The 22386-nt window shown below is 68.5% G+C and carries 24 protein-coding genes; 5 read left to right on the forward strand and 19 right to left on the reverse strand.

The window, feature by feature from the left end; genetic code table 11:
* Nucleotides 1-279 precede the first annotated feature (279 nt).
* Nucleotides 280-1179 carry a hypothetical protein gene (locus tag CYFUS_RS42425; protein WP_095990396.1) on the forward strand — a complete coding sequence of 300 codons (900 nt, stop codon included), beginning with the start codon at nucleotides 280-282 and terminating at the stop codon, nucleotides 1177-1179.
* Between the two features lie 31 nt (nucleotides 1180-1210).
* Here CYFUS_RS42425 and CYFUS_RS42430 read toward each other — a convergent pair whose 3' ends face one another.
* Nucleotides 1211-1876, reverse strand: a complete 666-nt coding sequence (locus CYFUS_RS42430; protein ID WP_095990397.1) for a TetR/AcrR family transcriptional regulator — start codon at nucleotides 1874-1876, stop codon at nucleotides 1211-1213.
* A gap of 169 nt (nucleotides 1877-2045) precedes the next feature.
* On the opposite strand from CYFUS_RS42430, the gene CYFUS_RS42435 reads away from it, so the two are divergent.
* Nucleotides 2046-2984, forward strand: a complete 939-nt coding sequence (locus CYFUS_RS42435; protein ID WP_095990398.1) for an oxygenase MpaB family protein — start codon at nucleotides 2046-2048, stop codon at nucleotides 2982-2984.
* Between the two features lie 165 nt (nucleotides 2985-3149).
* Nucleotides 3150-3515, forward strand: coding sequence for a hypothetical protein (locus CYFUS_RS42440; RefSeq protein ID WP_232537126.1), 366 nt, complete (start codon nucleotides 3150-3152; stop codon nucleotides 3513-3515).
* 16 nt (nucleotides 3516-3531) lie between these two features.
* Here CYFUS_RS42440 and CYFUS_RS42445 read toward each other — a convergent pair whose 3' ends face one another.
* The gene (locus CYFUS_RS42445; RefSeq protein ID WP_095990399.1) at nucleotides 3532-4077 is read right to left on the reverse strand and encodes an ester cyclase; all 546 of its coding nucleotides are present in this window, start codon (nucleotides 4075-4077) and stop codon (nucleotides 3532-3534) included.
* Between the two features lie 44 nt (nucleotides 4078-4121).
* Entirely contained in the window at nucleotides 4122-5225 is a 1104-nt protein-coding gene (locus CYFUS_RS42450; protein WP_095990400.1) for a hypothetical protein, read from the reverse strand.
* A 69-nt stretch (nucleotides 5226-5294) separates the two neighbouring features.
* On the opposite strand from CYFUS_RS42450, the gene CYFUS_RS42455 reads away from it, so the two are divergent.
* Nucleotides 5295-6047 carry a TetR/AcrR family transcriptional regulator C-terminal domain-containing protein gene (locus CYFUS_RS42455; RefSeq protein WP_232537127.1) on the forward strand — a complete coding sequence of 251 codons (753 nt, stop codon included), beginning with the start codon at nucleotides 5295-5297 and terminating at the stop codon, nucleotides 6045-6047.
* Nucleotides 6048-6084: 37 nt separating this feature from the next.
* Here the strand turns inward: CYFUS_RS42455 and CYFUS_RS42460 are convergent, their stop codons facing one another.
* The 9 genes from CYFUS_RS42460 to CYFUS_RS42495 form a co-directional block, all read right to left on the reverse strand.
* On the reverse strand, nucleotides 6085-6798 hold the full coding sequence (locus tag CYFUS_RS42460) for a DNA-binding domain-containing protein (protein WP_198316331.1): 714 nt from the start codon (nucleotides 6796-6798) through the stop codon (nucleotides 6085-6087).
* On the reverse strand, nucleotides 6798-7640 hold the full coding sequence (locus tag CYFUS_RS42465) for a DUF692 domain-containing protein (protein WP_095990402.1): 843 nt from the start codon (nucleotides 7638-7640) through the stop codon (nucleotides 6798-6800). The genes CYFUS_RS42460 and CYFUS_RS42465 overlap by 1 nt, the downstream gene beginning before the upstream one ends.
* A 3-nt stretch (nucleotides 7641-7643) precedes the next feature.
* A complete protein-coding gene (locus CYFUS_RS42470) occupies nucleotides 7644-7943 on the reverse strand; it encodes a hypothetical protein (RefSeq protein ID WP_095990403.1) in 300 nt (99 codons plus the stop codon).
* A gap of 78 nt (nucleotides 7944-8021) precedes the next feature.
* Complete coding sequence (locus CYFUS_RS42475; protein WP_157758972.1) at nucleotides 8022-8531, reverse strand: RICIN domain-containing protein; 510 nt, start codon at nucleotides 8529-8531, stop codon at nucleotides 8022-8024.
* Between the two features lie 71 nt (nucleotides 8532-8602).
* Complete coding sequence (locus CYFUS_RS51340; RefSeq protein ID WP_157758973.1) at nucleotides 8603-9181, reverse strand: toxin-antitoxin system YwqK family antitoxin; 579 nt, start codon at nucleotides 9179-9181, stop codon at nucleotides 8603-8605.
* 16 nt (nucleotides 9182-9197) lie between these two features.
* Complete coding sequence (locus CYFUS_RS42480; RefSeq protein ID WP_095990405.1) at nucleotides 9198-11048, reverse strand: type VI secretion system Vgr family protein; 1851 nt, start codon at nucleotides 11046-11048, stop codon at nucleotides 9198-9200.
* On the reverse strand, nucleotides 11045-12073 hold the full coding sequence (gene tssG, locus CYFUS_RS42485; protein ID WP_095990406.1) for a type VI secretion system baseplate subunit TssG: 1029 nt from the start codon (nucleotides 12071-12073) through the stop codon (nucleotides 11045-11047). Before tssG ends, CYFUS_RS42480 begins: the two co-directional genes overlap by 4 nt.
* Complete coding sequence (gene tssF, locus CYFUS_RS42490; protein WP_095990407.1) at nucleotides 12028-13845, reverse strand: type VI secretion system baseplate subunit TssF; 1818 nt, start codon at nucleotides 13843-13845, stop codon at nucleotides 12028-12030. Before tssF ends, tssG begins: the two co-directional genes overlap by 46 nt.
* Before the next feature lie 49 nt (nucleotides 13846-13894).
* Complete coding sequence (locus CYFUS_RS42495) at nucleotides 13895-14353, reverse strand: Hcp family type VI secretion system effector (RefSeq protein WP_095990408.1); 459 nt, start codon at nucleotides 14351-14353, stop codon at nucleotides 13895-13897.
* A 174-nt stretch (nucleotides 14354-14527) separates the two neighbouring features.
* Between CYFUS_RS42495 and CYFUS_RS42500 the strand changes: the two genes are divergently transcribed.
* Nucleotides 14528-15028 (forward strand): hypothetical protein, encoded by a 501-nt coding sequence (locus CYFUS_RS42500; RefSeq protein ID WP_095990409.1) that lies wholly within the window; start codon nucleotides 14528-14530, stop codon nucleotides 15026-15028.
* Nucleotides 15029-15134: 106 nt separating this feature from the next.
* Here the strand turns inward: CYFUS_RS42500 and tssC are convergent, their stop codons facing one another.
* The 7 genes from tssC to tssK all read right to left on the reverse strand — a co-directional run bounded on the left by tssC (nucleotide 15135) and on the right by tssK (nucleotide 22339).
* The gene (tssC, locus tag CYFUS_RS42505; RefSeq protein ID WP_095990410.1) at nucleotides 15135-16631 is read right to left on the reverse strand and encodes a type VI secretion system contractile sheath large subunit; all 1497 of its coding nucleotides are present in this window, start codon (nucleotides 16629-16631) and stop codon (nucleotides 15135-15137) included.
* Nucleotides 16632-16676: 45 nt separating this feature from the next.
* Nucleotides 16677-17186 (reverse strand): type VI secretion system contractile sheath small subunit, encoded by a 510-nt coding sequence (tssB, locus tag CYFUS_RS42510; protein ID WP_095990411.1) that lies wholly within the window; start codon nucleotides 17184-17186, stop codon nucleotides 16677-16679.
* An 85-nt stretch (nucleotides 17187-17271) separates the two neighbouring features.
* The gene (gene tssE / locus CYFUS_RS42515) at nucleotides 17272-17730 is read right to left on the reverse strand and encodes a type VI secretion system baseplate subunit TssE (protein ID WP_095990412.1); all 459 of its coding nucleotides are present in this window, start codon (nucleotides 17728-17730) and stop codon (nucleotides 17272-17274) included.
* Between the two features lie 28 nt (nucleotides 17731-17758).
* Nucleotides 17759-18868 carry a type VI secretion system protein TssA gene (tssA, locus tag CYFUS_RS42520; RefSeq protein ID WP_095990413.1) on the reverse strand — a complete coding sequence of 370 codons (1110 nt, stop codon included), beginning with the start codon at nucleotides 18866-18868 and terminating at the stop codon, nucleotides 17759-17761.
* A gap of 2 nt (nucleotides 18869-18870) precedes the next feature.
* Complete coding sequence (locus CYFUS_RS42525; protein ID WP_095990414.1) at nucleotides 18871-20238, reverse strand: type VI secretion system protein; 1368 nt, start codon at nucleotides 20236-20238, stop codon at nucleotides 18871-18873.
* Complete coding sequence (locus tag CYFUS_RS42530; protein WP_157758974.1) at nucleotides 20235-20927, reverse strand: DotU family type IV/VI secretion system protein; 693 nt, start codon at nucleotides 20925-20927, stop codon at nucleotides 20235-20237. The genes CYFUS_RS42525 and CYFUS_RS42530 overlap by 4 nt, the downstream gene beginning before the upstream one ends.
* 95 nt (nucleotides 20928-21022) lie before the next feature.
* Nucleotides 21023-22339 (reverse strand): type VI secretion system baseplate subunit TssK, encoded by a 1317-nt coding sequence (gene tssK / locus CYFUS_RS42535; protein WP_095990416.1) that lies wholly within the window; start codon nucleotides 22337-22339, stop codon nucleotides 21023-21025.
* Nucleotides 22340-22386: the final 47 nt, after the last annotated feature.

The raw sequence follows: 22386 nt of genomic DNA on the forward strand, positions 1-22386 counted from the left end.
CGCGCAGGCGGAGAGAAAGAGCAGCAGCGAGAAGTAAGCGCGTAGACGCATGGCTACGTTCTTTCAAGCAAGTGGGGTGACGTGGGTCAAGGCGGGCGTGTGCCCGCAGGAGGTGTCGGAGAACTCGTTCCGCTCCCTCGCCTCCTACGAGTCGTCTGACACCCTGGTTGGGCTCCCTCGCCTCCTACGAGTCGTCTGACACCCTGGTTGGGAAGCTCGCCGGGCTGGGTGGGGCCCAGCGTTCTCTTGTGCGGCGAGGTCCTGATAAGCTGGGCGCCGTTGATTCGCGCCCCTTCGATCCGTCTCCTGCCGGGCCTGGCCCTCGTGCTCTGTGCGACGGTGTGCCCGCTGTCCGCCCACGCGAGCCCACGGTCTCTTCTGGCGGGCTGTACGGCGGAGCCGTTCGGCGGTGAGGGGTGGAGCTACCAGTGCGGTGACTTCAGTGCCATCCTCTCGGACCACGCGGGCGTGTCCGCCCAGAGGCTGTGGCAGCGCAGCCGCCGCACCTTCCAGAAACAGGCCGCGGGGGAAGCGACGTTCAAGGTGGCGAAGGCCACGCTGGCGGGCCGCGAGGTGCGCCTCCTGCGCATGCGCCCGAAGGCGCCCGAGGCGCAGGAGTCCTCGGTGTTCGCCGTCGTGCCGGTGAAGGGAAAGGGGGCGCGGCGGCTCCTCTGCAAGGCTCGCGGCACGCCGGAGCTGCAGGCCCGCTGTGGGCAGGTGCTGGAGCAGCTCGCGGCGCAACCGTGGAGGGCCCTCCCCGAGGAGGGGGTGGCCGTGGCGCAATCGGATGCCGCGCTCGCGGGCCGGGAGCTCGTCGCGCCCGACGGGTGCAACCTCACGGCGGACAATGGCAGCGGCCGGATCGAGTGCGGCGACGGCTCACGGCTCGACTGGACCCGGCTCCCCGATGCCTCCCGCCTGCGGGACTCCGTGCAGGAGGGCCTGCTGACGTTCAAGGACGTCCCCCGGGCGAGCTACCTGGAGTCGCGCCTTCCCTGCGCCATCGACGGCGCCAGGACGCAGTGCACGTACCTGCGCATGCTCGGCTCGGGTGAACGGCGGGAAGCGTACTTCGCGGGTGCGGTGGTGCGCGGGATGCCGACGGTCATCTCGTGCATCGCGGGAAGGTCCTCGCGGCTGTTGCCCCAGGCGTGCCAGCAGGTACTCCGCATTCATTAGGGTGTCATTCAGCGGCCAGCGACCGGGGGCGTCAGCACCCGACGAGACCGTCAAGCAGGCGCTTGGCGAGGACCGTCACGGTATCGCGGCGGGTTGCGTCGAGCCGCTCCCACCCGAGGAAAGCGAGCGACACGGGCTCGGTCGCCGTGAAGGCGGAGAGCGAGGTGATCAGCATCACCGCGCCCGCGCGATCCTCCTCCCTCCCGGGGCGGCGCTGGCGAGCGATGGCCAGCAGGTCGGCGACGAGGCCGATGCCGGGGCTCCACAGCCCCTCGAACAACAACGCATAGCCCGGGCCCTGCTCGCTCATCTCGCGCAGCACGAAATCGGTGGTGAGCCGTTGCTCGGCATCGGCGGTGATCGCGCTGACGAGCGCGTCGAGGATACGGTCGAGCCAGTCCCGCGCTTCCGTGGCCGAGAGCGACCCCTTGTTCGCTGCCTCGCGAGCAGCGCACACCAGCGGCAACAGCCGGCGACTGTGCTGTTCAACGATCTCCTGCGCGCAAGCGCGGTGCAGCCCCTCCTTGTTGCCGAAGTGGTAGGCGATCACCGGGAGCGTGACCCCCGCCTCGGCGGCGATCATCCGGGTGGTAGCACCCGCGAAACCCTCACGAGCAAAACAGCGCATGCCCGCCTCGAGGATCCGGGCCCTGGTCATCTCCGTCGGCGTCAGGCGGCTTTTGGTCTCGAGGCTCATGGTCAGCCATATAGGCCGGGAGGAGCCCGTTCCGGTAGGGCACACTCCTGACAGGTTCCTTCTCGGGCGAGCATGCGGAACGTCCTCACGACCAGAACAGGCACTCCGGTTGTTGCGGCGGATCCTATCACCTGATATACGGAATATATCATCTGATAGAGGTGACGAGATGGCTTTACGTGATCCGGTACCGGCGGAGCGCGAAGCAGCGCCAGAGCAGACGGCGAAGCGGGCGGCCGCGCGCGAGTGGAAGATCGACTATCTCTCCCCCGCTGGAGAGCCTTCGTTGGTCCCGCCGGACTCGGTGCAGTGGCGGGTCTACCGCAACCCGATCGTCATGGGCATCGGCGGAGTGGCGGCCGTTCTGCTCGAGTTCGCCGATCCGCGGATCCGCAGCGGGGTCTGGGACCATTCGGTCTACAAGGTGGACCCGCTCGGACGCTCACGGCGTACCGGGATCGCGGCGATGGTGGGGGTGTATGGCCCCGCCTCGGTGGCGCGCAAAGTGATCTCCGGCGTCACGAAGATGCACGCGCGCGTATCGGGCGAGACGCCCAACGGGCAGTCGTACCGTGCGCTCGACCCGGTGCTGCTCAATTGGGTCTCCGCGACGGCTGCCTTCGGCTTCTTCAAGGCCTACCACACGTTCGTTCGTCCGCTCTCTCCGGAGGATCAGGCGCGTTTTTTCAGGGAGGGAAAGCCGGTCGCCGAACTCTACGGCGTCACGCACAGCGTTGGGTCGGAAGCCGAGTTCGTCGCGATGATGGAAGAGCTGCTGCCAGGTTTCGAGCCGCACCCGATCAACCTCGAGTTCCTGAACATCATCGAATCGGGCCGTGCGGCGCCTTCCGTGCCGCGCTTCTTGCACCGCGCGATGGCTCGCGGCGCGGTCGCGATCCTGCCGCCGGTGGTCCGAAAGAAACTGGAGCTCGGTGCGGAATGGGATCTGACCGCGCTCGACCGCCTGGCGCTGACCTCCGCCGGCCGGCTCGCTGACCACTGGCGCGACCGCGACTCTCCAGCCTGGCAGGCGGCGCTGCGTCACGGGCTTCCAGGCGACTTCGCCTGGCGATCGCCGTCGGTGCAGAGAAGCCTGCTCAAGAACTGACGCTCACACATCCGATGTGCGCTCGAGGCGGTCACCCCCGATGCGAGGTGACCTCCACGAACTTCCCATGGAGGACTCATGTCTCAAGTCATGACTCAACAAGACGTTGCCGTGGCACGCCCCAGTCTCCTGAGGACCCTTGCACGCATCTGGCTGGGAGCCTCCTTGCTCCTCGCGGGGGCGGGCCACCTCACGTGGGCCCGCACCGAGTTCCTGGCCCAGGTCCCGAAGTGGGTCCCACTCGACGCCGACTTCGTCGTCCTCGCTTCGGGCGTGGTCGAGCTCGTGCTCGGCGCGGCGCTCATCTTCGCGCGCCGCCTGCGCACGCAAGTCGGGTGGGCGGCGGCCGCGTTCTTCGTCGCGATCTTCCCGGGCAACATCTCGCAGTACGTCAATGGCATCAGCGCGTTCGGTCTCGACACCGACAGGGCTCGGTTCATCCGGCTCTTCTTCCAGCCCGTCCTCGTCGCCTGTGCCCTCTGGTCGACCGGCGCGTGGGCGGCCTATCGTGCGTCGAAGCGCTCGAAGTGACGGCTTCTCCTCCGCCCTATGCGTTGAAAATGGGCGGGGTGGTCTCGGTCAGGGAGGGGACCGGCTCGTCGTTGGACATCGCCAGGAGGCCCTTGAAGCACCGGGCGGCGAGGAGCCAGTTCTTCGGCTGCTTCATGTCGAGGCCGCCCACGAGCTGCTTGAGCATGCTGAGGGTGTCGAAGTAGACGCGCTCGCAAACCAGCGTCTCGGTCGCGTCGAAGATGAAGTACGCCGTCACGCGCACCCGGAACCTGTTCCCGGTAGGGGGAATCTGGCCCAGCGGACCCAGGTGGGTGCCCATCAACCAGAATTCGACGATGACGGCGTCGTCGCTGTGCCGCAGCGCGATGATCTCGTGGCTCTGATCCGGGAACGCGATGCGGGTCTCGCGGTAGTACCTGCGCACCCTGCTGTCGCCGTCGTGCACCGTCAGGGTGGGGATCAGCTCGTAACGGGGATGGGGGAAGGTCGACAGGACGTCATCCCAGTTCTGCTTCACCTCGTCGTGGAAGTGGTTCAACACCAGCTTCTGCCGTGCCTCGCGGACCTGCTCAGTGGGCATGCGTGCCTCTTTTCTTGGGGGAAGGACTTCAGGGGAAGGGGCGGTCAGCCCCGGTGATGGATGGCCCGGTGGCTGAACGTGGGGGCCGTGCCAGGGTGGGTCCATGCAGCGGTGAGTTCGCTGGACGGGAAGAACTGGAGGAATCGTTCGTCCGCCTGGGACCGGTCGACCAGCGTCTTCTCGAGGATCAGCGAGTTGTACTGGTCCACGGTGGTCTCCAGGGTATTGGCGTTGAGGATGACCTCCTGCCCCCAGGTGCGCGCCCACCGCGCGAGCCCTGGCATGCGCGAGTGCTCCGGGGTCAGGCACTCCGCGGCGATGGCATTCTCACTGCTGGCCCAGATGCCAGTGGACGTGTTCAGGACGAGGGACTGGTTGCCGAGGACGTGACCCGGCGTGGCGACCACGGCGACACCGGGCCCGAGGACGTGCCCTCCCTCGATGGCGAGGAAGACGTCGGGCCGGAGGTCCGCGAACGTCGCCGCCTGGTACCACGGCTGCTGCAGGGGATGCAGATCCGCCATGGCGGCGAGTTCATCGCGTTGAACGATGACCCGGGCATTGGGAAGGAGAGGCTTCACGACGCCGCCCAGGTCCTCCTGGGGGGCGGTCGTCCCCACCCAGCGCCTCAGGTCCTGGGTGTGCAGGTGGTCGAACATCAGGTAGTCGACCTCCTCTGGAGCGATTCGCATGCGCGCCAGATGGTCCAGCACCGTGCCGTGTTCCTTCACGAGGAGGGAATGCAGGGGCTTGGGGACACGCGCCCCCAGCGCCGCGAAGTACGGCGTCTTGCGGCCGAGTTCGAAGTCGCTCGGCTCGAAGAGCAGCACGCGCCGCCGGCCATCGGACTCGCGCCAGCGGATGACCAGCATGCGATTGGTGATGGACAGGAAGGGAGACAGCGCCGTGCTGGCGCGGAACAGTCCGAACGCCGTGGGGTACGGCATCGTGACCAGGTCACAGGTGTCCACGCTGTCAGGCGTTCCCGTCGACACGAACTCCGAGCGGAACCGGGCGGCCCGCGTCCGGGCCCAACGCAGCCTGGCGCCGGAGCCTCCCGGCACGCGCTCCATGCCGTCGAAGGCGTCGATGCGCGCGCCAATCCCGGACATGTCCGCGACATTGGAATCCAGCCACTCACGCCGCATCGAGCACCTTCCGCGTTTACCTACGCTGTAGACTGGAAGTAATCCTACGACGTAGGTATTGTCAACGTCATGAAGCGTTCCGACAGGCGAGAGCCCGACATGGAGCCGGCCGGCGAGGCACCCCGGCGCGGCCGGCCGAGGGGAGGTCCCCGGCTCACGCGGGAGAAGGTCCTCGAGGCCGCCTTGACGCTCGTGGACCGTGGAGGGATCGAAACGCTGAGCATGCGGAGCCTCGCCACGGAGCTCGGCGTGGACGCGATGAGCCTCTACAACCATGTCGCCAACAAGGATGCGGTCCTCGACGGAATCGCGGAGCTGTTCCTGGGACGCATCGGCCTGCCCGAACCGACCGGTGACTGGCGCGCGGATGTCCGCGCGCTCGCGGCGGCCTTCCGACACGCGGCGGCCCAACACCCCCAGGCCGCCCCGCTGGTGCTCACGCGCCAGCTCGAGTCCTTCAAGGGCCTCGTGGGCACGGAGTCAGCGCTCGGACTGCTGCATGCGGCTGGTTTTCCACCGGAAGAGGCCGTCCATGCCCTGAGGACCGTCCTCGCCTTCCTGGTCGGGACGCTCCTGCGCGAGGTGTCCTCCGGGCCGACCTTCAGCGGCCAGAACCTCGGGGGCCTGGTGGAGCGCCGCGTGGAACTCGAGAACTCCGGCTTCCCCCACGTGGCCAGGGCCGCGCTCCACCTGGCCGCGTGCAACCACGAGGCGGAGTTCGACTTCGGCATGGACTTGCTGGTGGCCGCGCTCGAGCAGCGGGCACGCGCCCGGCGACCCACCGCGACGACCGCTGACCGCCGAACGCGAAAACCACGGTAGGGCCACTCAAAAAAACAAGCCTGGAGATAACGTCTGCTCATGGGGTGAGAACCAGCCCATCCGCCACACAGCGCTCCACTGCCGCGCGGATGTCGGATTCCGCCACGCCCGTGGCCACGGCCACCTCGGCCGGAGCCAGCGCCTCCACCGCCATCTTCAGGGCCAGCAACGCCACGTCATCCGCGGCCATATACAGGCTCACCAGGTCTCGCGGGTGGCGCCACAGCAGCGCCAGTTCCTCACCCGACCGCGGCTCGCCTCGAGCGCCACCTCGGACGAAGGGACATAGCCGACAGGAGTGCCGCAACACCACGAGCGTGGGATTGGGCGAGAGCCGCTCCACCGTCACTGGCACCCGCTCCTCCGAGGCGTACACCGCGAAGTCCGTCCACTCGAAGCGCGCCAGCTCCGGCACCCACGCGGGCAGCCCACGCTCCGGCGCCTTGTCCGAGAGGAAGTCCGGGAAGTGCTCTCCCAGCCGATTGAGCTCGTAGTGCCGGGCGGGCCCGGTGGAGAAGTAGCCCCGCACCAGTTCTTCCCAGGCGACCTCGCCCACGCATCGCCTCACCAGTGGAAAGAGTTTCTCCACTCCATCCGCCACGTGGTGGCGCACGAAGCGCCCATACAGCGCCACCCGCGCGCGCGGTGCCTCCCACCCGGGGTGCGCCCCATACAGCCGCTCCAGTCCTGTCGCACCGGGCTCCGCCAGGAAGGTCCTCATGGACTCGAAGAAATGCTGGAGGCCCGGCATCACCGTTCTCCCAGCGCTCCGAGCACCGCACGCGCCCGAGCCGCCTCGTCCAGCACGGCATCCAGCGACGGGATGTCCTGGTCCCACTCGATGAGCGTCGACACCGGGCCGGTGCGCTCCAGGAGGTACTGGTAGAGCGACCACACCTCGTCGCGGACGGTGTCTCCGTGGCTGTCGATGAGCATGTCTGGCAATTCCGTGTGGCCAGCCAGATGGACCTGCACCACCCGCTCCAGGGGCAGTGCGTCCAGGAAGGCCCTCGGGTCGTAGTCGTGGTTGCGCGCGTTCACGTACACGTTGTTCACATCGAGCAGCAGGCCACAGTCGGCCTCCTCGACCACTGCCCGGAGGAAGGCGGCCTCGGACAGGGTGCGCCCGGGCATGTGTGCGTAGTAGGTGATGTTCTCCAGCAGGAAGGGTCGCTCCACCCTCGCCACCACCTCGCGGATTCGTGGCACCACGTGCTCCACCGCGTCCTCGGAGAAGGGCAGTGGCAACAGGTCGTGCAGGTACACCCCGCCCAGCCGCGCGTAGCACAGGTGGTCGGAGAAGAAGGGGGAGTCCACCCGCGCCACCAGCGCCGCGAGCCGGGTCACATAATCCTCGTTCAGGGGCTCGGGCCCACCGATGTCGAGTCCCACCCCGTGGGGAATCACCGGCCAGCGCTCGGCGCAGGCGTCCAGCGCCCGTTGCGCGCGGCCCCCCAGGGTGAGGAAGTTCTCGGAGACGAACTCCACCCAGTCCAGTACTCGCGCGGTGCGAGGGAGTTGCTCATGGAATTCCCGCCGCAGCCCGATACCGGCCCCCAGCGGCTTCAATCCCTGACGCCATGAACGGCCCATGAGCTACCTGCCACCACCGCAACCGCTCTCGCCGCAGCTCGCGTGGGAGCCCTTCTCCGGCGTCGCGGCCTTCTGGCCGCCGCCACAGGTGCCCTCGCCGCACGAGGCCTCGCCCCCCTTCTGGGTGGCCTTGCCGCTACAGGTGTTCTCACCGCACGAGGCCTCGCCGCCCCGGGTGCTCCCAGCGCCCTGGGTGCCGTTCTCCGTGCCGGGCTCCGCCGAGCGGTGGGTGGTTGCACATCCCGTCGCGAGCGAGCCGAGGGACAGGGTTCCGACGATTGCTGCCAGGGTCTTGACGTTCATGGAGTGTTTTCCTTGTCATGTGAATTCTTGCTTTGCGTCATGTTCATCTTCCGGCCGTGAGCTGCATGGCGAGGGCTGCTAACGCGAGGGGCTGATGCGGAAGCGTTGGTTGTCCTGGCCAGTGCACGCGGCCTGGATGAGCCCGGAACTCTTGCCGTGTGAGGCCGCCAGGCATTTGCCGCTAAGCTCGTTGCGAAGCTCCCGGTGCCCATCGGCGCCCCTGTCGCTCACGCGGAACACCTGGCAGCTCGCGCCATTGCACGGCTTCTGGATGATCGCGGCGCCGTCCTCACGGCTTCCGTTCTCGACGTCCACGCATAACTGGTTCGCCTGGGAGACGATGTTGAACGTCTTGTCCTCGGGCTTCCCGACCGGCTTGAGCGAGAAGCCCTGGCCGGGCTGGGTCTTGTTGGGGGTCAGCATGACGGCCGCTCCCTCCTGTCCCTCCGGGCCACCGCCAAGGGTCATCACCTGGGGGCTGTCCTTCAGGGTGATGACGAGGGGAGTGGACTCGGCTCGTGCCGAGGTGCTGAGTCCCAGGGTCGTCATGGCGGCAACCACCGCCACGGACAGCATCCGGCTCATCATGTGTCTTCCTTTGGTGTGAAGGGTTGAGGCGCTCCACGGATTGGAGTGCCCTCTCCGCTCATGTGATGGAGTCAGGAACCACCGCCTCTTCGGAGCCAGCCCTGGAGCCATCCAGAGGGTTGCTCCCGTGCTTGTCGTTCCTGCTCCGCGGGCCTGTCCGTGCCGGCCTCCGGTCCAGGTGCCATCGAGTCCTGCTCCGCGGGCTGCCCCGGCACCAGGGGCCATCCCCGCTCGAAGAGCACCCGGCGGGTGAGCTTGCCTTCCTCGTAGAGCTCGAGCGGACCCTCGGGTCTGTCCTGCTCGAGGGTGTGCTTCATCAGCGGCTGGCCGTCCCGCCAGGCGAGCAGCTCGCCGTGCGTCCTGCCCTCATGGAATCCGAGCTGCATGCGGAAGCGACCCTGCTCGTCCTGGAGTTCCGCCGGCCCGTGGAGCTGGCCGTCCGCGAACATGACCCGCTGCACCACCTGGCCGTCGGAGTCGTAGAGGCTCGTGGGCCCGTGCAGCAGGCCCGCGCGCCAGTGCGATTCCTGGACGAGCCGACCATCCTCGTCATAGGTGGCCGCCACTCCATCCAGCCGACCCTCGTCGTCCTCGAAGTAGCGCTCGCGCACCCGCCCCCGCTCGTCCTTCTCGATGAATTCCGTTGGCACGGGCTCATCCCTCCGCTCAGGGGGTGGGCGGAATCGGTGGGAGCGGAGGCCCTCCCATCGGAAGCGGAATCATCGGGCCCAGGATCATCAGGGGCGTCGCCTTGAGCATGTGCATGAGCTTGACGTTGCTGATCAACGTCTGGGCATCGGCCATCATCATGAGCTTGGAGCTGTGCCGCAGCATCGTGCCCGCCGAGCTCTCCAGGGCCAGCTTCGCATTCTGGGTGAGGTTCATCCCCGCGATGCTCTTGAGCGACATCTTCGCTTCCTGCGTGAGGTTCCTTCCCGCCTTGACGTCGATGGAGCCCCGCACGTCCAGGGTGAGGTTGCCCCGGACCCGGATGGTGCAGTTGCCCTGGATCTCCGTCACGCTGTCGCGCTCCACGGACACGTTCATGTCCCGGCGGGCGTGCAGATAGAGCTCCTCCGCGCCCTTCTTGTCCTCGAAACGCAACTCATTGGGCTGTCCCCCGCCGGAGGCATCCCCGCGTACCGTGCTCCGGGTCTGCCCCGCGGGCAACGGATAGGGCACCACCTGCTCGGCGTTGTAGACGGAGCCGGTGACGATGGGCCGATCCGGATCCCCATCCAGGAAGGTGACCAGCACCTCCTGGCCCACGTGTGGCAGGAAGAAGTGGCCCCAGCCCTTGCCCGCCTGGCCCTGCGCCACCCTCATCCAACACGAGCTGCGCTCGTCCTTCTGGCCCTCCCGATCCCAGTGGAACTGGACCTTCACGCGGCCGAATCGGTCCGTCCAGATCTCCTCGCCCGCCTTGCCCACCACCCGGGCGCTCTGCACGCCGTGGACGACTGGCCGCGGCGTCACCCGGGGCGGACGGAAGGGCGTGGCGGCGGGGATGGCCTCGAAGCTGTTGCTATAGGCCCCCACCGTGGCTGAGTGCGACACCCAGCACAGCACGTACGCGCCATTGATGTCCTGGCGCTCGTGCTCGGCGAGGGTGAAGCGGTAGCCAGGGATGAACCAGCGCACGTGACCCTGGCCTCGCAGCGTCCGGGCCTGAGCCTCGTGCGCCTCCAGGCGGATCCGGCCGCGCTGCTCACCCACGTCCCGGCGGGTGAAGGCACCGGGGTATTCGTACTGCTCCTGGCGCCCCTCCTTGCCCTTCACCTGCGCTTGCAGCCGGGTGGATGGCGTCTCGAAGAAGTAGTCCCCCAGGGCGTAGCGTCCGGGTACCACCTGCTGCTCCAGCTCGCACCCGGTGATGGCGTCCTCCGTCCGCGCCTCATCCAGGTGCCCCTGGACCTTCGCCGTCCCGGGACCCGGGCAGGGCTCATGGGCCGCCACATCGTCCGCCAGCACCAGCGTGTGCCGGTCCTTCGTGTGCTCGAAGAAGTAGAAGATGCCTTCGTCCTCCATCAGCCGTGAGGCGAAATCGAAGGCGGACTCCTGGTGCTGCACGCAGTACTCGCGAGGCGTGTACGTGCGCCGCAACGCCAGCCGGAAGTCGGTGAAGCCTTGCTCCTGGAAGAGCTGCTGGAGGATCTGCGGCACCGTCAGGTTCTGGAAGATGCGGCTGTCGCGGGTGAGGGTGAGCAGCCAGAACCAGGGGCGCAGCTCGGCGAGGTACCGGGTGAAGTCCCCGAAAGTGCCGGCCTGGACGAAGCGGGTGATGATGCCGTGGAAGAACCGCTCGCCGCCCGTGCGTTGCGCCAGGGAGATGGCGGCGCCCTTGCCCACCACCCGGGAGAAGTCCACGTCGAGTCGCTCGGAGTGCAGCTCCAGCGTGAAGTGGAAGGGCCGGGAGAGGGCCTCCTCGCCCTGGAAGCCGTGCAGCAGCAGCACGTCCTTGCCCAGGGGCGTGGTGACGGAGAGGTAGACGTTGTCCTGCGTGTATCCCGACCTCATGTTCCATCCTCCCGCGCGCCGTGCGCGGACATGTGACGGGGCGAAAGCGCCACCGCCTGGGTTCCCTGCCGGCCGGGCCTTGCCCTCAGCCAGGACGTCCACCCCAGGCGCGGGCCGCTCGGCGCGCCCAGGGGTTGCTCGGGGATGTCGCCGGAGCGCACCACCAGCACCAGCCACACCTCGGGCCCCGGGCCCAACGCGAAGCGGGTGAGCGAGCGCAAGGTGCTCAGTCCCCCACCACCGGGCAGCAGCTCCACATAGCGGCGCCAGGAGAGAGGGCCCAGCTCCAGTTCCAGGCCCGCCTGCTCCAGCCAGGCGCGCCCGCCGAGCACCGCGCCCTGGCCGAGCCGCTGGTTGCGTCCGGTGGGGCCCAGGCGCGTGCGCTGTTCCTCTTCCAGCTCCATCCAGGCGCCCCGGGGCGCTCGCGGCTTCACTCCCACGCCCAGCGCGTCCGAGAGCATCGCCCGCAGGGCCTCGAGGGACACGGGCCGGTGCGCCAGCAATCCCGCGTAGCGCAGCAGCCGCCGATCCTCCACCTCCAGCCGGCCGCGCGTGCCCCGGGTGCCCAGGCCCATGAGCGCATACAGATAGCGGGCCACGTCATGGGCCTCGGGCACGCCCGGCTCCAGCCACACCCGGCGCCGCACCCGCCCCTGGTACAGCAGCGACAGCAGCCGGTGGTGGAAGATGTCCAGGAAGTCGCGCAGGCCCGTGTCCCCCACGCGCGTCCTGTCCCGGAGCTGCTGGGCGAAGGGCCTCGGCAGCGGCCCCTGCACCCCGCCCAGACCGAGGAAGGCCACCGTCATCTCCGGCGTGCCCCCGGGCCTCGCGGGCGGCATCACCTGGACGATGTCGCTGGCGGGAAAGGCCAGCTCCACCGAGGCGCGCAGCCGCACCGGCTCCTTCGGGCGGAGCAGGCGCAGCAGGCGCATCGCCTGGAAGAAGTCGAAGCGGTGGCCGGACTCGAAGAGCTCCTGGGCTACACCAGGGGCGCGTCGCCGGCCATGGGGGGCCATCTCTTCCATGTGTCCTCCCGCTGCTCGCTCCTCGCCACGAGCTGGGTGAAGGAATCCACCGGGGCGTACAGGCCGAAGAAGTGGTGGAGCACCGCCGCGAGCAGCAGCGCACTGCCGCCCACGTAGAGGGACTCGTCGAAGGTGAGGGTGAGTTCCTGGCCGCGGCAGAAGCCCCGCCAGGCATCCCAGCCGCGCTGGCGCACCACCGGGCGGCACGTCAGCCCCGTCAGCCCCTGGAGCTGCTGCTCGCACACCTGGCCGCCGGAGAAGTCATGCAGCCGCAGCAGCTCCTCGAGCGCCTCCAGCGCCTGGGGGCCGTTGGCGAGCGAGAGGTGGTTGAGCGACAGCAACGAGACGAGCTGCCAGAGCATGGCGCCCCGCTCCGGGGGCGCGCGGGGTGGCGTGGGACGGCGCAGGCAGCGGATGGCGCCCACGGGGACGCGCTCCTCCACCTGGAGCTCCGCGCCGGGCCCGAGTTGCACGGGCAACTCCCCATTGGTGCACAGCGTGTGCACGTGCAGCGTCTGCTCCGCCGGCAGGTGCGGGTCGAGCTCCAGGTCCACGAAGGACAGCAGCATCTGGGAGCCCGGTCCCTGCGCGCGGCCGGTGGGCTGACGCCGGGCGTACCAGAAGGCGCGCGGCTCCTGTCCGTCATCCCGGTGGCGCCAGGAGAAGAGCGGCTCCACCCCGCGCGTGTGCCCGGCCCCCTCCGTGGCGGCGGTGACGGAGAGGATGGAGTGCAGCTCCAGCTCCTGCTGGCGGCGGTAGTCGGGCACCAGCGGGTACTCGGTGCGGCGCTGATCCAACCGGATGGGCTCGGCCAGCTTGGGAAAGAGATTGATGATGGGGGTGCAGCCCAACCGGAACGTCTCCGGAGTGAGCGCGAGCTGCTCCTCGGGCATGGCATCCAGCAGCACGAACACCTCGAGCGCCTGCTGCGACGCCTGGAGGCACGCGCGATCCAGCGCCAGCTCGAAGAAGAGGAACTTCTCGGGGAAGGCGAAGTACTCCTGCAGGAGGCGATAGCCGCGGTGCTGGTGGGGCAACGAGGGCAGCACCGCCTCCTCGGGGCCGAAGCCGAGCTGCCGCAGGCTGTCCGCGGGTTGGAAGCGAGGCTCGCCCGGAGAGCCATCCGGCACGAGCGCCACGCTCCGGGCATGGCAGGTGAGCAGTTCGTAGAGGCGGAAGGTCAGCTCGGAGGGTCCGTCGAGGAAGAACTGGAGCCGCTCCAACTGGAGGTCCGCCAGCCGGGCCTCGCGGGCCTCCAGCCGCAGCCGGAGCACCGCCGACACGTCCCGCCGCCCGCGCAGCCAGCCGATGGAGAGTGGGGACTCCAGGCTCGCCTCCGTCACCTGGATCGGCCAGAGCGTCACCGGGGCGCAGGTGCGGAAGCGGCAGGTCTGCCCCGGGCGTGGCTCGGCCAGGAGCTGCGTACCGCGCTCGACGCGGCTGCCGGCCAGGGGCAGGCCAGCCGCTGTATCCACCTCGAAGCAGGCGATGGACAGCGAGGGCAGGGACTCCACCAGGTGGGGAGCCAACAGGCCCAGCAGGGTGGTGGAGAGTTCCGGCAGATCGCTGTCGAAGGCATGCTGGACGCGCGCGGTGAGGAAGGCGAACGACTCGATGAGGCGCTCCACGTGGGGGTCTCCCACCTCGCTCGCGCCCAGCCGGAGCCTCGCGGCCAGCTTGGGATAGCTGGCCGCGAACTCCGCTCCCGCCCCGCGCAGCCATGCCAGCTCCCGCTGGTAGGCCTGGAGCAACTCGTCCTGACTGGTGCCCATCACTTGCCTCCACTCGTCGCCACTGCCGTGAACGTGTCTGTCCTCTGACTCAGGCCGACTTGTTGGTCTTGCGATCCCACTTCGTCGAATTGCTGTCCCCTTCCTTCCAGGTGATGCTGGCGTAATCGAGCTTCACCGTCTCGACGGGGTCGCCCTTCCCCCCGGCCGAGACCGAGACACCGGTGACGACGACATCCGTCATCTCGTAGGTGAAGATCTTGCTGTCCTCGCTTCCAGCCACGGTGAGGGTGGCCGCGCCAACGCTCTCTCCCTTGCTGCAGGACAGGTAGAGATTGGGCGAGGCTTTATCCACCAACTTGGTGATGACGAGCTCTCCGTGGCTGGGGCGGCCCTGCCTCTTGACCTCACCATCGTTGGACCGCTCGTTGAGGCTCATGGGAAAGGAGATCTCGTAGCGATAGGAGAGGACCTCGATCTGGCCCGTGTACGCCTGTACCTTCGAGCTGCCCTGCGCCTTGGCGATCTTGAGATAGATGCTTTCTGGCATGTCTGTCGATTCCTCGCATGATGAGGGGGGATTATCTTGCTCTCGGTTCGGGTGGAGATGGGCGCGGAGGGATGTGACAGGTGTCCGCGGTTTTTTCCGGCGCCCTCGTCACATCCTGGACCAGTCCCATCCATGGCCAGGATGGCTGAAGTTAAAAAAGAGAATGGAGACAGGATGCTCATCATCTGTACGAGGGACAATCGGATTCGGAATTACCCCAACAGCGCGAATACCTGGGGCACGGTCGTCGCCATGAATAACGCGAACGGTCCACAGGCCGCGACGCAGGAGTTGCAGACGCTGATCGGTCAGCTCGGCCCGAACGAGCCCCTGTGCCTGTCAGCGCATGGCAATGACGAGGCGATCGGCGATGAACAGTCTGGAGGGAACAACTGGGGATGGTCGGTCAATGACATCGCGGGCATCTTGAGAAACTCTGCCCCGGCTGGGTACTCGGGTCCCATTCTCATCCATGCCTGCATGGAGAAGGTGGAGAACTTCACGGCTCGGCTGGCGCTGGCGCTCGAGGGGCAGAACGTCCTGAACGGTGTATGGATCTATGGCACCAACCGTGACATGGATTGTTCCGAGGGGTATCCACGCCCGACCAAACTGGATGACAACGCCGCGCTGCAGAGCACCCGGGTCGGTTCGCAGAGCACCCGGAGCAGTTGACACGTGCCGGCGGGGGTCTCTTCATCGGCCCCCGCCTCCTGCTTCACGCCGCGCCCCGGGAAGGCACGCGCTTCCCGTGCCATCCCGGAGCGTCTGGCTTTCCTGCCTACGTAGCCGCCTGGGGCAGATCGGACACCAGGCGGATGGAGGCGGTCAGCTCGTTGAGCTGGAAGTGGGGGCGGAGGAACACCACCGCGCGGTAGTTGCCAGGGTGACCCGGTACCTCGGTGACGTCCACCCGCGCCTCGCGCAGCGGCTGACGGGCCTTGATGGAGAAGGACGCGTTCTCATTGATCTGCACGTACTGGCTGATCCACCGGTTGAGGTAGTCGGAGATCTCCTGCCGAGAGGCGAAGCCGCCGATCTTGTCGCGCATGATGACCTTGAGGTAGTGCGCGAAGCGCGAGGCGGACAGGAGGTAGGGGAGCTGGGAAGACAGCTCCGCGTTGGCGTTGGCCTGGGGCGTGTCGTAGCGGCGGGGCTTGTTGGCCGTCTGCGAGCCGAAGAAAGCCGCGTAGTCGGTCCCCTTGCAATGACACAGGGTGATGAAGCCCAGGTCGCTCAACTCCTTCTCACGCCGGTCGGTGATGGCCACCTCGGTGGGGCATTTCTGGGCGATGTCTCCCTCGTCGGTACGGAACGTATGGGTGGGCAGCCCCTGGACGATGCCGCCTCCCTCCACCCCGCGGATGTTGGCGCACCACTGGTGCTGGGCGAAGGCGGAGGTGACGCGCAGGCCCAGGGCGTATGCCGCGTTGCCCCACAGATACTTGCGGTGATCGCGGCCATCCACGTCTTCCCGGTAGCCGAAGCCGTCCACGGGCACCGTGTCCTCGCCATAGGGCAGCCGCGCCAGGATATGGGGCAGAACCAGCGCCACGTAGCGGGCGTCCTCCGAGTCCCGGAAGCTGCGCCAGCGGATGAGCTCGGTGCTCTCGAAGATGCGCGCCAGGTCTCTCGGGGCGCCAATGTCCGTGAAGCTGTCCAGGTCGAACAGCGAGGGACTGGCCGCGGTGATGAAGGGCGCATGGGCGGCGGCGGTCACGTGGGAAATGGATTCCAGCAGCGCCACGTCCCGCGGAACGCGGCCGAACTCATAATCGCCGATGAGTACCCCATAGGGTTGCCCGCCGAAGGTACCGTATTCCTCCTCGTAGACCTTCTTGAAGAGGGCGCTCTGGTCGAACTCGGGCGCCCGCTCCAGGTCATCCAGCAGCTCCTTCTTGGTGGCGTGCAGGACCCGCAGCTTCAGGTTCGTCCCCGTCTCGGTGCCATGGACCAGCATGTGCAGCCCCCGCCAGGAGGCCTCCAGCCGCTGGAAGGGCTCGGTGTGGAGCACCTCGTCGAGCTGCGCACCCAACAGCTCGTCGATGCGGGCGATGCGCTGGTTGATGAGCGCGACCAGGTCCACGTCGCTCGGGATGGACTCGGTGGTGAGTGCCTGGTCCACGAGCTCGCTCACCAGCTCTCGGGCGCGGGGCTGCTGGCTGTCATCGCGCGCCAGCCTGCCCTCCTCGATGATGCGCGCCAGCAGTCCCCCCTCCGGCTCCGCCACCGCGGCCTGTGCTCCCTGCGTTGCTTCTTGCGTTGCTTCCTCGAACATCTCTCTCTCCGTGTTGGATATGGGTGGATGGATGGGACCGGGCGTTCACGGCTCGCGCTTCGTCGCCAGCTCGGACTGGAGCGCCTGGAGCCGGGCCCTGTCGGCCAGCGCGGACCGCAGCACGTCCGCCAGCGCGTCATTGCCGTCCAGCTTGGCGATCAAGTCCACCAGCCGCTGGCGCGACTCCAGGAGCTTGCGCAAGGGCTCGATCTGCTCGACGAGCTGGCGAGGGTGGAAGGAGTCGATGCTCTTGAAGCGCAGTTCCACGGCCATGCGGCTGTCACCGTCACGGAGTTTGTCCGGCACGGACAGCCGCAGCAGAGGGCCGATAGCGGCCATGACCTGGTCGAAGTTGTCGCGGTCGACCTCCACGAACTTGCGCTCCTTCAAGCGCGGGAGCTCCTTCTGCTGGCCAGCCAGGTCCGCCAGGACGCCGACCACCAGCGGAAGCTCTTTCTGCTCCACCGCGTCACCAATCTCCACGTCATAGGTGATCTGTACTCGCGGCGGCCGGACCCGGTCCAGGACGTGCTGGATGCTTTCCTTTGCAGGCATGTCTTTCCTTCCTCTTGGTTATGTCTGGGTTTTGCTGCGCACTGCGAGGATGGAGAGGGACGCGGAGAGATGTGATGGGCGTCGACTACTCGTCCACCTCCACCAGCCTTCCGCTCCGGTCCAGCCGCAGCGGAAGGGAGATGGGTTCGGTGATGGGGCCCTGCACCAGCCGGGCGGTGAGCACCGCGATGGGGGAGCCCTCCCCCTCGGGAGGAAGCTGAACGGCGACCTGGAGTTGTCGCAGGCGCGGCTCATAGGCCTCCACCGCTCGGGCGATGAGCCGCTCCAGGAGCCGGGCATCCGCGGCGCTCGGGCCGAGAGGCCGCAGGTCCGGCAACCCGTAGTCGAGGGCCGAGCGCTCGTGCGGCTCGAGCGAGCTGGCCTGCTCCAGGGAAAGCGTGCAGCGAGTGTTCAGCGCGTGGGCCACCTCGCGCTTCACCGAGGCAAGCAATTCCTGCTCATCCATCCATGGGAAGCTCTCCACGTCCACCAGCCGATCCAGCAGCGGTGCCGGGAATCCGTGTGTCTGCCTGTTCCATGACATGTCATTGCCTCACGAGGATGGGTAGGCCTCACTGCTTCTCCGGCTTCATGCCGAGCAGGGACTGGATGGTTTCCAGGTTGGAGGAATCGGGGACGAGTTCCGCGAGGAGCTGGTGGAGTGGCATCTGGCCCCAGCTCACGGCGCGTTTGACCAGGTAGGCGACGGGGCTGTGGGGCTCGGTGCGCCGCAGGTAGTCGGAGGCGAGGGTCAGGAGCTGGTACGCCTCCTCCCGGCTGCGGATGGCGCGCGGCGGCCGCCCGGTGCCCGAAGCCGCCGCGAGAGCCTCCGTGTCGGGCGGGGTCCCGGTCATTTCTCCAGGCTCCTCCCCCCGCGAGGAATCAGCGCGCAGCGTGGCGGCCAGCGCCTGGATGTCACCGAGGACGGAGCGCGTGCGGCGGAGCACCGCGCTGGTGCGTCCCAGCCGCGAGTCGAGCGACTGCTCCAGCGCGCTGCTGGCCTCGAGCGCGGCGGCCACCTGCCGTGCGAGCGCGTCGACGGCGGAGGTGGGCATCTGGGCGGCGGTCCCCAGGAAGATGTCTCGAGTCAATGGACTGCTCGTGGCTTCGTTGGCGTTCGCTTCTCCCTCGGCCGGCGCCTCCTCGCGGGTACCCCGTTGTTTCTCGTGGTGGAGGATCCGCTGCCAGTCCGCGAAGTCATGACTCACGGCGCCGGGGGCTCGAGTCTTGACGAGCGGCACCCTGGCGAGGACGAGGGGAAGCTTGTCGTCGAGCCACGCCAGGGGAGCGAGCCGGGCCTCCTCGTCGCCCTCCTCGAGGGCGGGCCAGAGCGAGTCCCAGAAGCGCTCGACCAGCGCGGTGGTCAGCCTCAGTCCCCGCTCCACGCCCGGGAAGCCCTGCTGTATCCCCCAGGCCTCGGTGAGCCAGGCGGCGAGCTGCAGGTCCTTTGATTCGTGTGCCAGGGTCCGCAGGCAGAGCTCGGCCACCTGGGCCCAGTTGGCGCGCTTGAGGGAGGTCTGCCAGACCCCTTGGGGCAGCGTGGGGTCATCCTCGCGGCGTGCCTCGCGGATCTGGTCGTAGAGCGGCTCGTAGCGCAGGCCGCGACCCGAGGGCGCGTCGGGGGAGATCGGCCTCAGGAGCAGCTCGAGGTCCGGCGGAGCGGCGGAGGGCATGTCGTCCATGGCTAGGGGCTCGGGGAGGAAAGTGGGGGCGGAGGGGCGTCATCGAAGGAGGAGTCGCCCGCCCGGGTGGATGGGGGCGGAGGGGCGTCATCGAAGGGGGAGTCGCCCGCCCGGGTGGATGGGGGCGGAGGGGCGTCATCGAAGGGGGAGTCGCCCGCCCGGGTGGGTCGGGGCGGAGGGGCGTCATCGAAGACAGTGGACTGGGCCGGCCTGGGTGCCGGGCGGCGCCGGGCGGGAGCCTCCTTCCTCGGCGGGGGTGCCTCGGGGGGCGGTTCCACCACCGGTTCCACCACCGCCACCGGAGGCGGAGCGGGAGGTTGCTCGCGGCCTCGCACTCCCTTCCACAGCACGCCCAGGAAGAGCACCGCGAGCAGCACGCTGACGGCGAGCGCGCCCTGGAGCAGGCCGACGCCCCTCCGGTTGATGCGCGCGGCCTCCGCGTCCGGGCTGGCCAGTCCGCTCTCGGGGAAGGCCTTGCGCTCCAGCAGGTGGGTGATGAAGGCCAGCGAGCGCGGACTTCCTCCGGGACCCGTGGCGCCTTCCGCCTCGGGGTCCCCGCAGAAGTAGAGGCCACGCAGCAGCGCGGGCTGGGTGAAGGCGGAGGACTGGAAGAGGACATCGAGCAACCGTCGCACCGGCCCGGCCAACGCGCGCAGCTCGGACGGGAAGAGGAAGGAGGTCTCCCGGTCCGGCTGCGTGCCGTGTCCGTCCGCGAGCAACTCGAGTTGGAGTCCACACAGCTCCCGGTGGATGACCTGGAAGGCCTCGTCCACCCAGGCGGAGGTGTAGGGCTCCTGGGGGGAGTACGGGCTGGACCATCCGAGCATCTCGTCCCGCCTGCGTGGCGGCAGCGACCGGCAGAAGGCGGTGAAGCCGGGGATGACGTCCGAGCGGGTGATGACGATGAAGACGGGTACGCGCACCCCCAGCTCACGGCGCAGGGCCTGAAGTCCCTGGAAGAGGCCCTGGGCCATGCGCTCCAACCCGACGTCATCCAAGGCCTTGGGCCCGGTGAGGTGCGTGGCGGACACGGTCAGCATCAGCCCGTCGATGGGCCGCTGGCCGCGGACGCGTTTCAGGCGCTGGAGGACGGCCCGCCACTCCTCCGTGGGCTGTTCTGTCATGCCGGGCATGTCGAGCACGACGCCCTGATCGAAGAGCCAGACCCCCCAACCGCCCGCCTCCATCTCCCCGCGGGTGGGCGAGCCGTAGGGTCGGCGAAGGTTGGCACCCGCGGCCAGCGAGGTGCGTCCCGAGCCGGGCTCTCCCACCATCATCAACCAGGGTACCTGGTAGCGCCGCTCCCGGTGCCGCCCGGTGGCGCCCAGCCGGTGAAGTGCCGTGTGGAGGGTCGAGGAAGGGTCGCTCATGGCCGGGTCTCCAGGTGGGAGGGAGTGATGGCGGCGGAAGGAGTGGGAGGAGAGGGCCGCAGGAGGACGAGGCTGGTGGAGAGGGTGCCCACGAGCACGGCGGCGATGGCGGCACCCCAGGGCCAGCGGCGCGCGAATCGGCGATCCATCCGCTCGTCCCGGGTGTGGGCGTAGGCCTCGTCCACCAGGCGGCGGGTGGTGGTGTCTGGCTCCGGAGGCCGCTGGAAGACGAACAGGAAGAGCTGGCGTTGCAGATCCTGGAGCTGGGTCCCGGCCCCGAGTCCCCGGTAGCGGCCCTCGAAGCCGAGCGAGAGCGCCATCAGGTACACGAGGGCGAGCTCGGCGTGTGCTGGGTTGCGCTCGCGCAGCAGCCGCTCCACGTCCGCGAAGATACGGTCCCCGGCCTCGTGGGTGCCGAAGAGCTCGTCCTCCAGCAGGTTTGCCTGCCAGGCCTCGCGGCCGTACCAGGACGTGTGGACGAGCAGCTCATCGGCGAAGGAAGTGAGCACGTAGCGGCACTCCTCGAGGTCGCGCTCGAGGAGCGAGCCACGCGGGGTGCCCTCGGTACTGGTCTGCTGTTGGATGCGCTCGAGCAGCCGCCGCCAGATCTCCTCGACGGTGGGGCCCGGCGGATCCTTCGTGGCGAAGCGGCTGGGGAGGGAGATGGCCTGGAGCTGCTGGCGGAGCATGAGGAGCTCCGCGAAGAGGACGCGTGCCCTCTCGAGCAGGGGGGAGCCTCCGAGCGTTTCGGGATCGGTGGGAAGGGCTGGATGTCGCATGGGAGTCAGGTGTCGTTGCGGATGAGAAGGAAGACCTCGGCGGGGGCATGCACCTCGCCCGGCTCGAGGAGGTTCTCCAGGAGAAGCCGCTCATTGGGGCGGATGAAGGTGGAGCTGGACTCCAGGGAGAACAGGAGCGAGCCGGAGCGGGGCACCAGGCCCGGGCGGCTGTCGATGAGCTCGCGGCGGGCCCCGAGCGTGCGCGTCTCGCGCATCACCCGGTGGCGGCTCTCCGAGCCGATGCGGCAGCCCGCCATCCACCCCAGCACCTGCTGGCGGGTGGTCCCGGGCCGGCCACGCACCTCGAGCACCAGCTCCCGGTCCATCCATTTCGGGAGGAAGTGCGTGGTGAAGCCGCCCCCCTCGGACTGGAGCTGGACGCGGGTGTACGCCTCGGAGACGCCTTGCTCCAGTGTGCTCTCGATGAAGGAGAAGACCGTCTGGAAGGAGCGCCAGGGCTCCAGGTGCTCGTAGGCGGGGAAGGCGGGAGGGATCTTGCCCTCGCCCAGGGGGGCGAGGTGGCCGGCCAGCGAGCACAGCGCCAGGTAGAGGCCGAAGGGATGGGGCATGCCCGAGCGCAGCATGGCCTCGAAGGCGGGGAGCCCGGCGACGAGCCAGCGCAGCAGTTGCTGGCTCTCGGCATGCTGCGCGGGCTCGGCGGTCCGGGCGCGCAGTTCCTCCACCACACGGGCGGCCTTCTGCCGGATGCGCAGGGTCAGCCGATCGCACCGCTCTCCGAGTGGAGAATCGAAGGGCACCGCCAGCAGGGGTGGAAGGTATTCCTCCACGAGGAAGGATTCATGGTCGCGGCGCAACTCGAGCAACGGGAGCGCGCTATAGCCGGCGGGGGGAGGGCCCGCGAACAGCTCGAGTCGTGGTTGGAGCTGGGCGATGCGCAGAGGCATGTCGCCGGTGCTCTCGTCGGCGAGCGGCTCGCTCGTGGTGGAGATGAAGCGGCTGGGGCCAGGGCCGCCTCGCGGCCCGGAGGCCACGGCCACATGCAGGCGCACCGGGCGTTGCCAGTCCACACCGTGCGGACTTCCGAGCGCGAGTTGCAGCTCGCTTCCCCTACCCGCCTGGTGGGAGACGATGAGCCCATCGGGGAGAACGGCCTCCAGCTCCAGCACCCGGAGCGTACCCGCGAGCAACAGCGAGTGATCGTACTGGAATTGGCTCACGCCCCAGTGGAAGGGCATGGCCAGGCCGAGATGGAGCTGGAGGAGCGCCTCGTAGCGGCGGTCCTGTTGTTGGAAGTGCTGAGGGGCGAGCAGCATGCCCTCGTGCCACTGCACGGCGGCGGGAAGATCGAGTGCGCGAGACATGAATGTATCCCTTGGGGTCACTCGCAGTGAGTGGCGCCCATCGTGAG

This window comes from Cystobacter fuscus (assembly GCF_002305875.1).
In the GTDB taxonomy this organism is placed as follows: Bacteria; Myxococcota; Myxococcia; order Myxococcales; family Myxococcaceae; genus Cystobacter; species Cystobacter fuscus_A.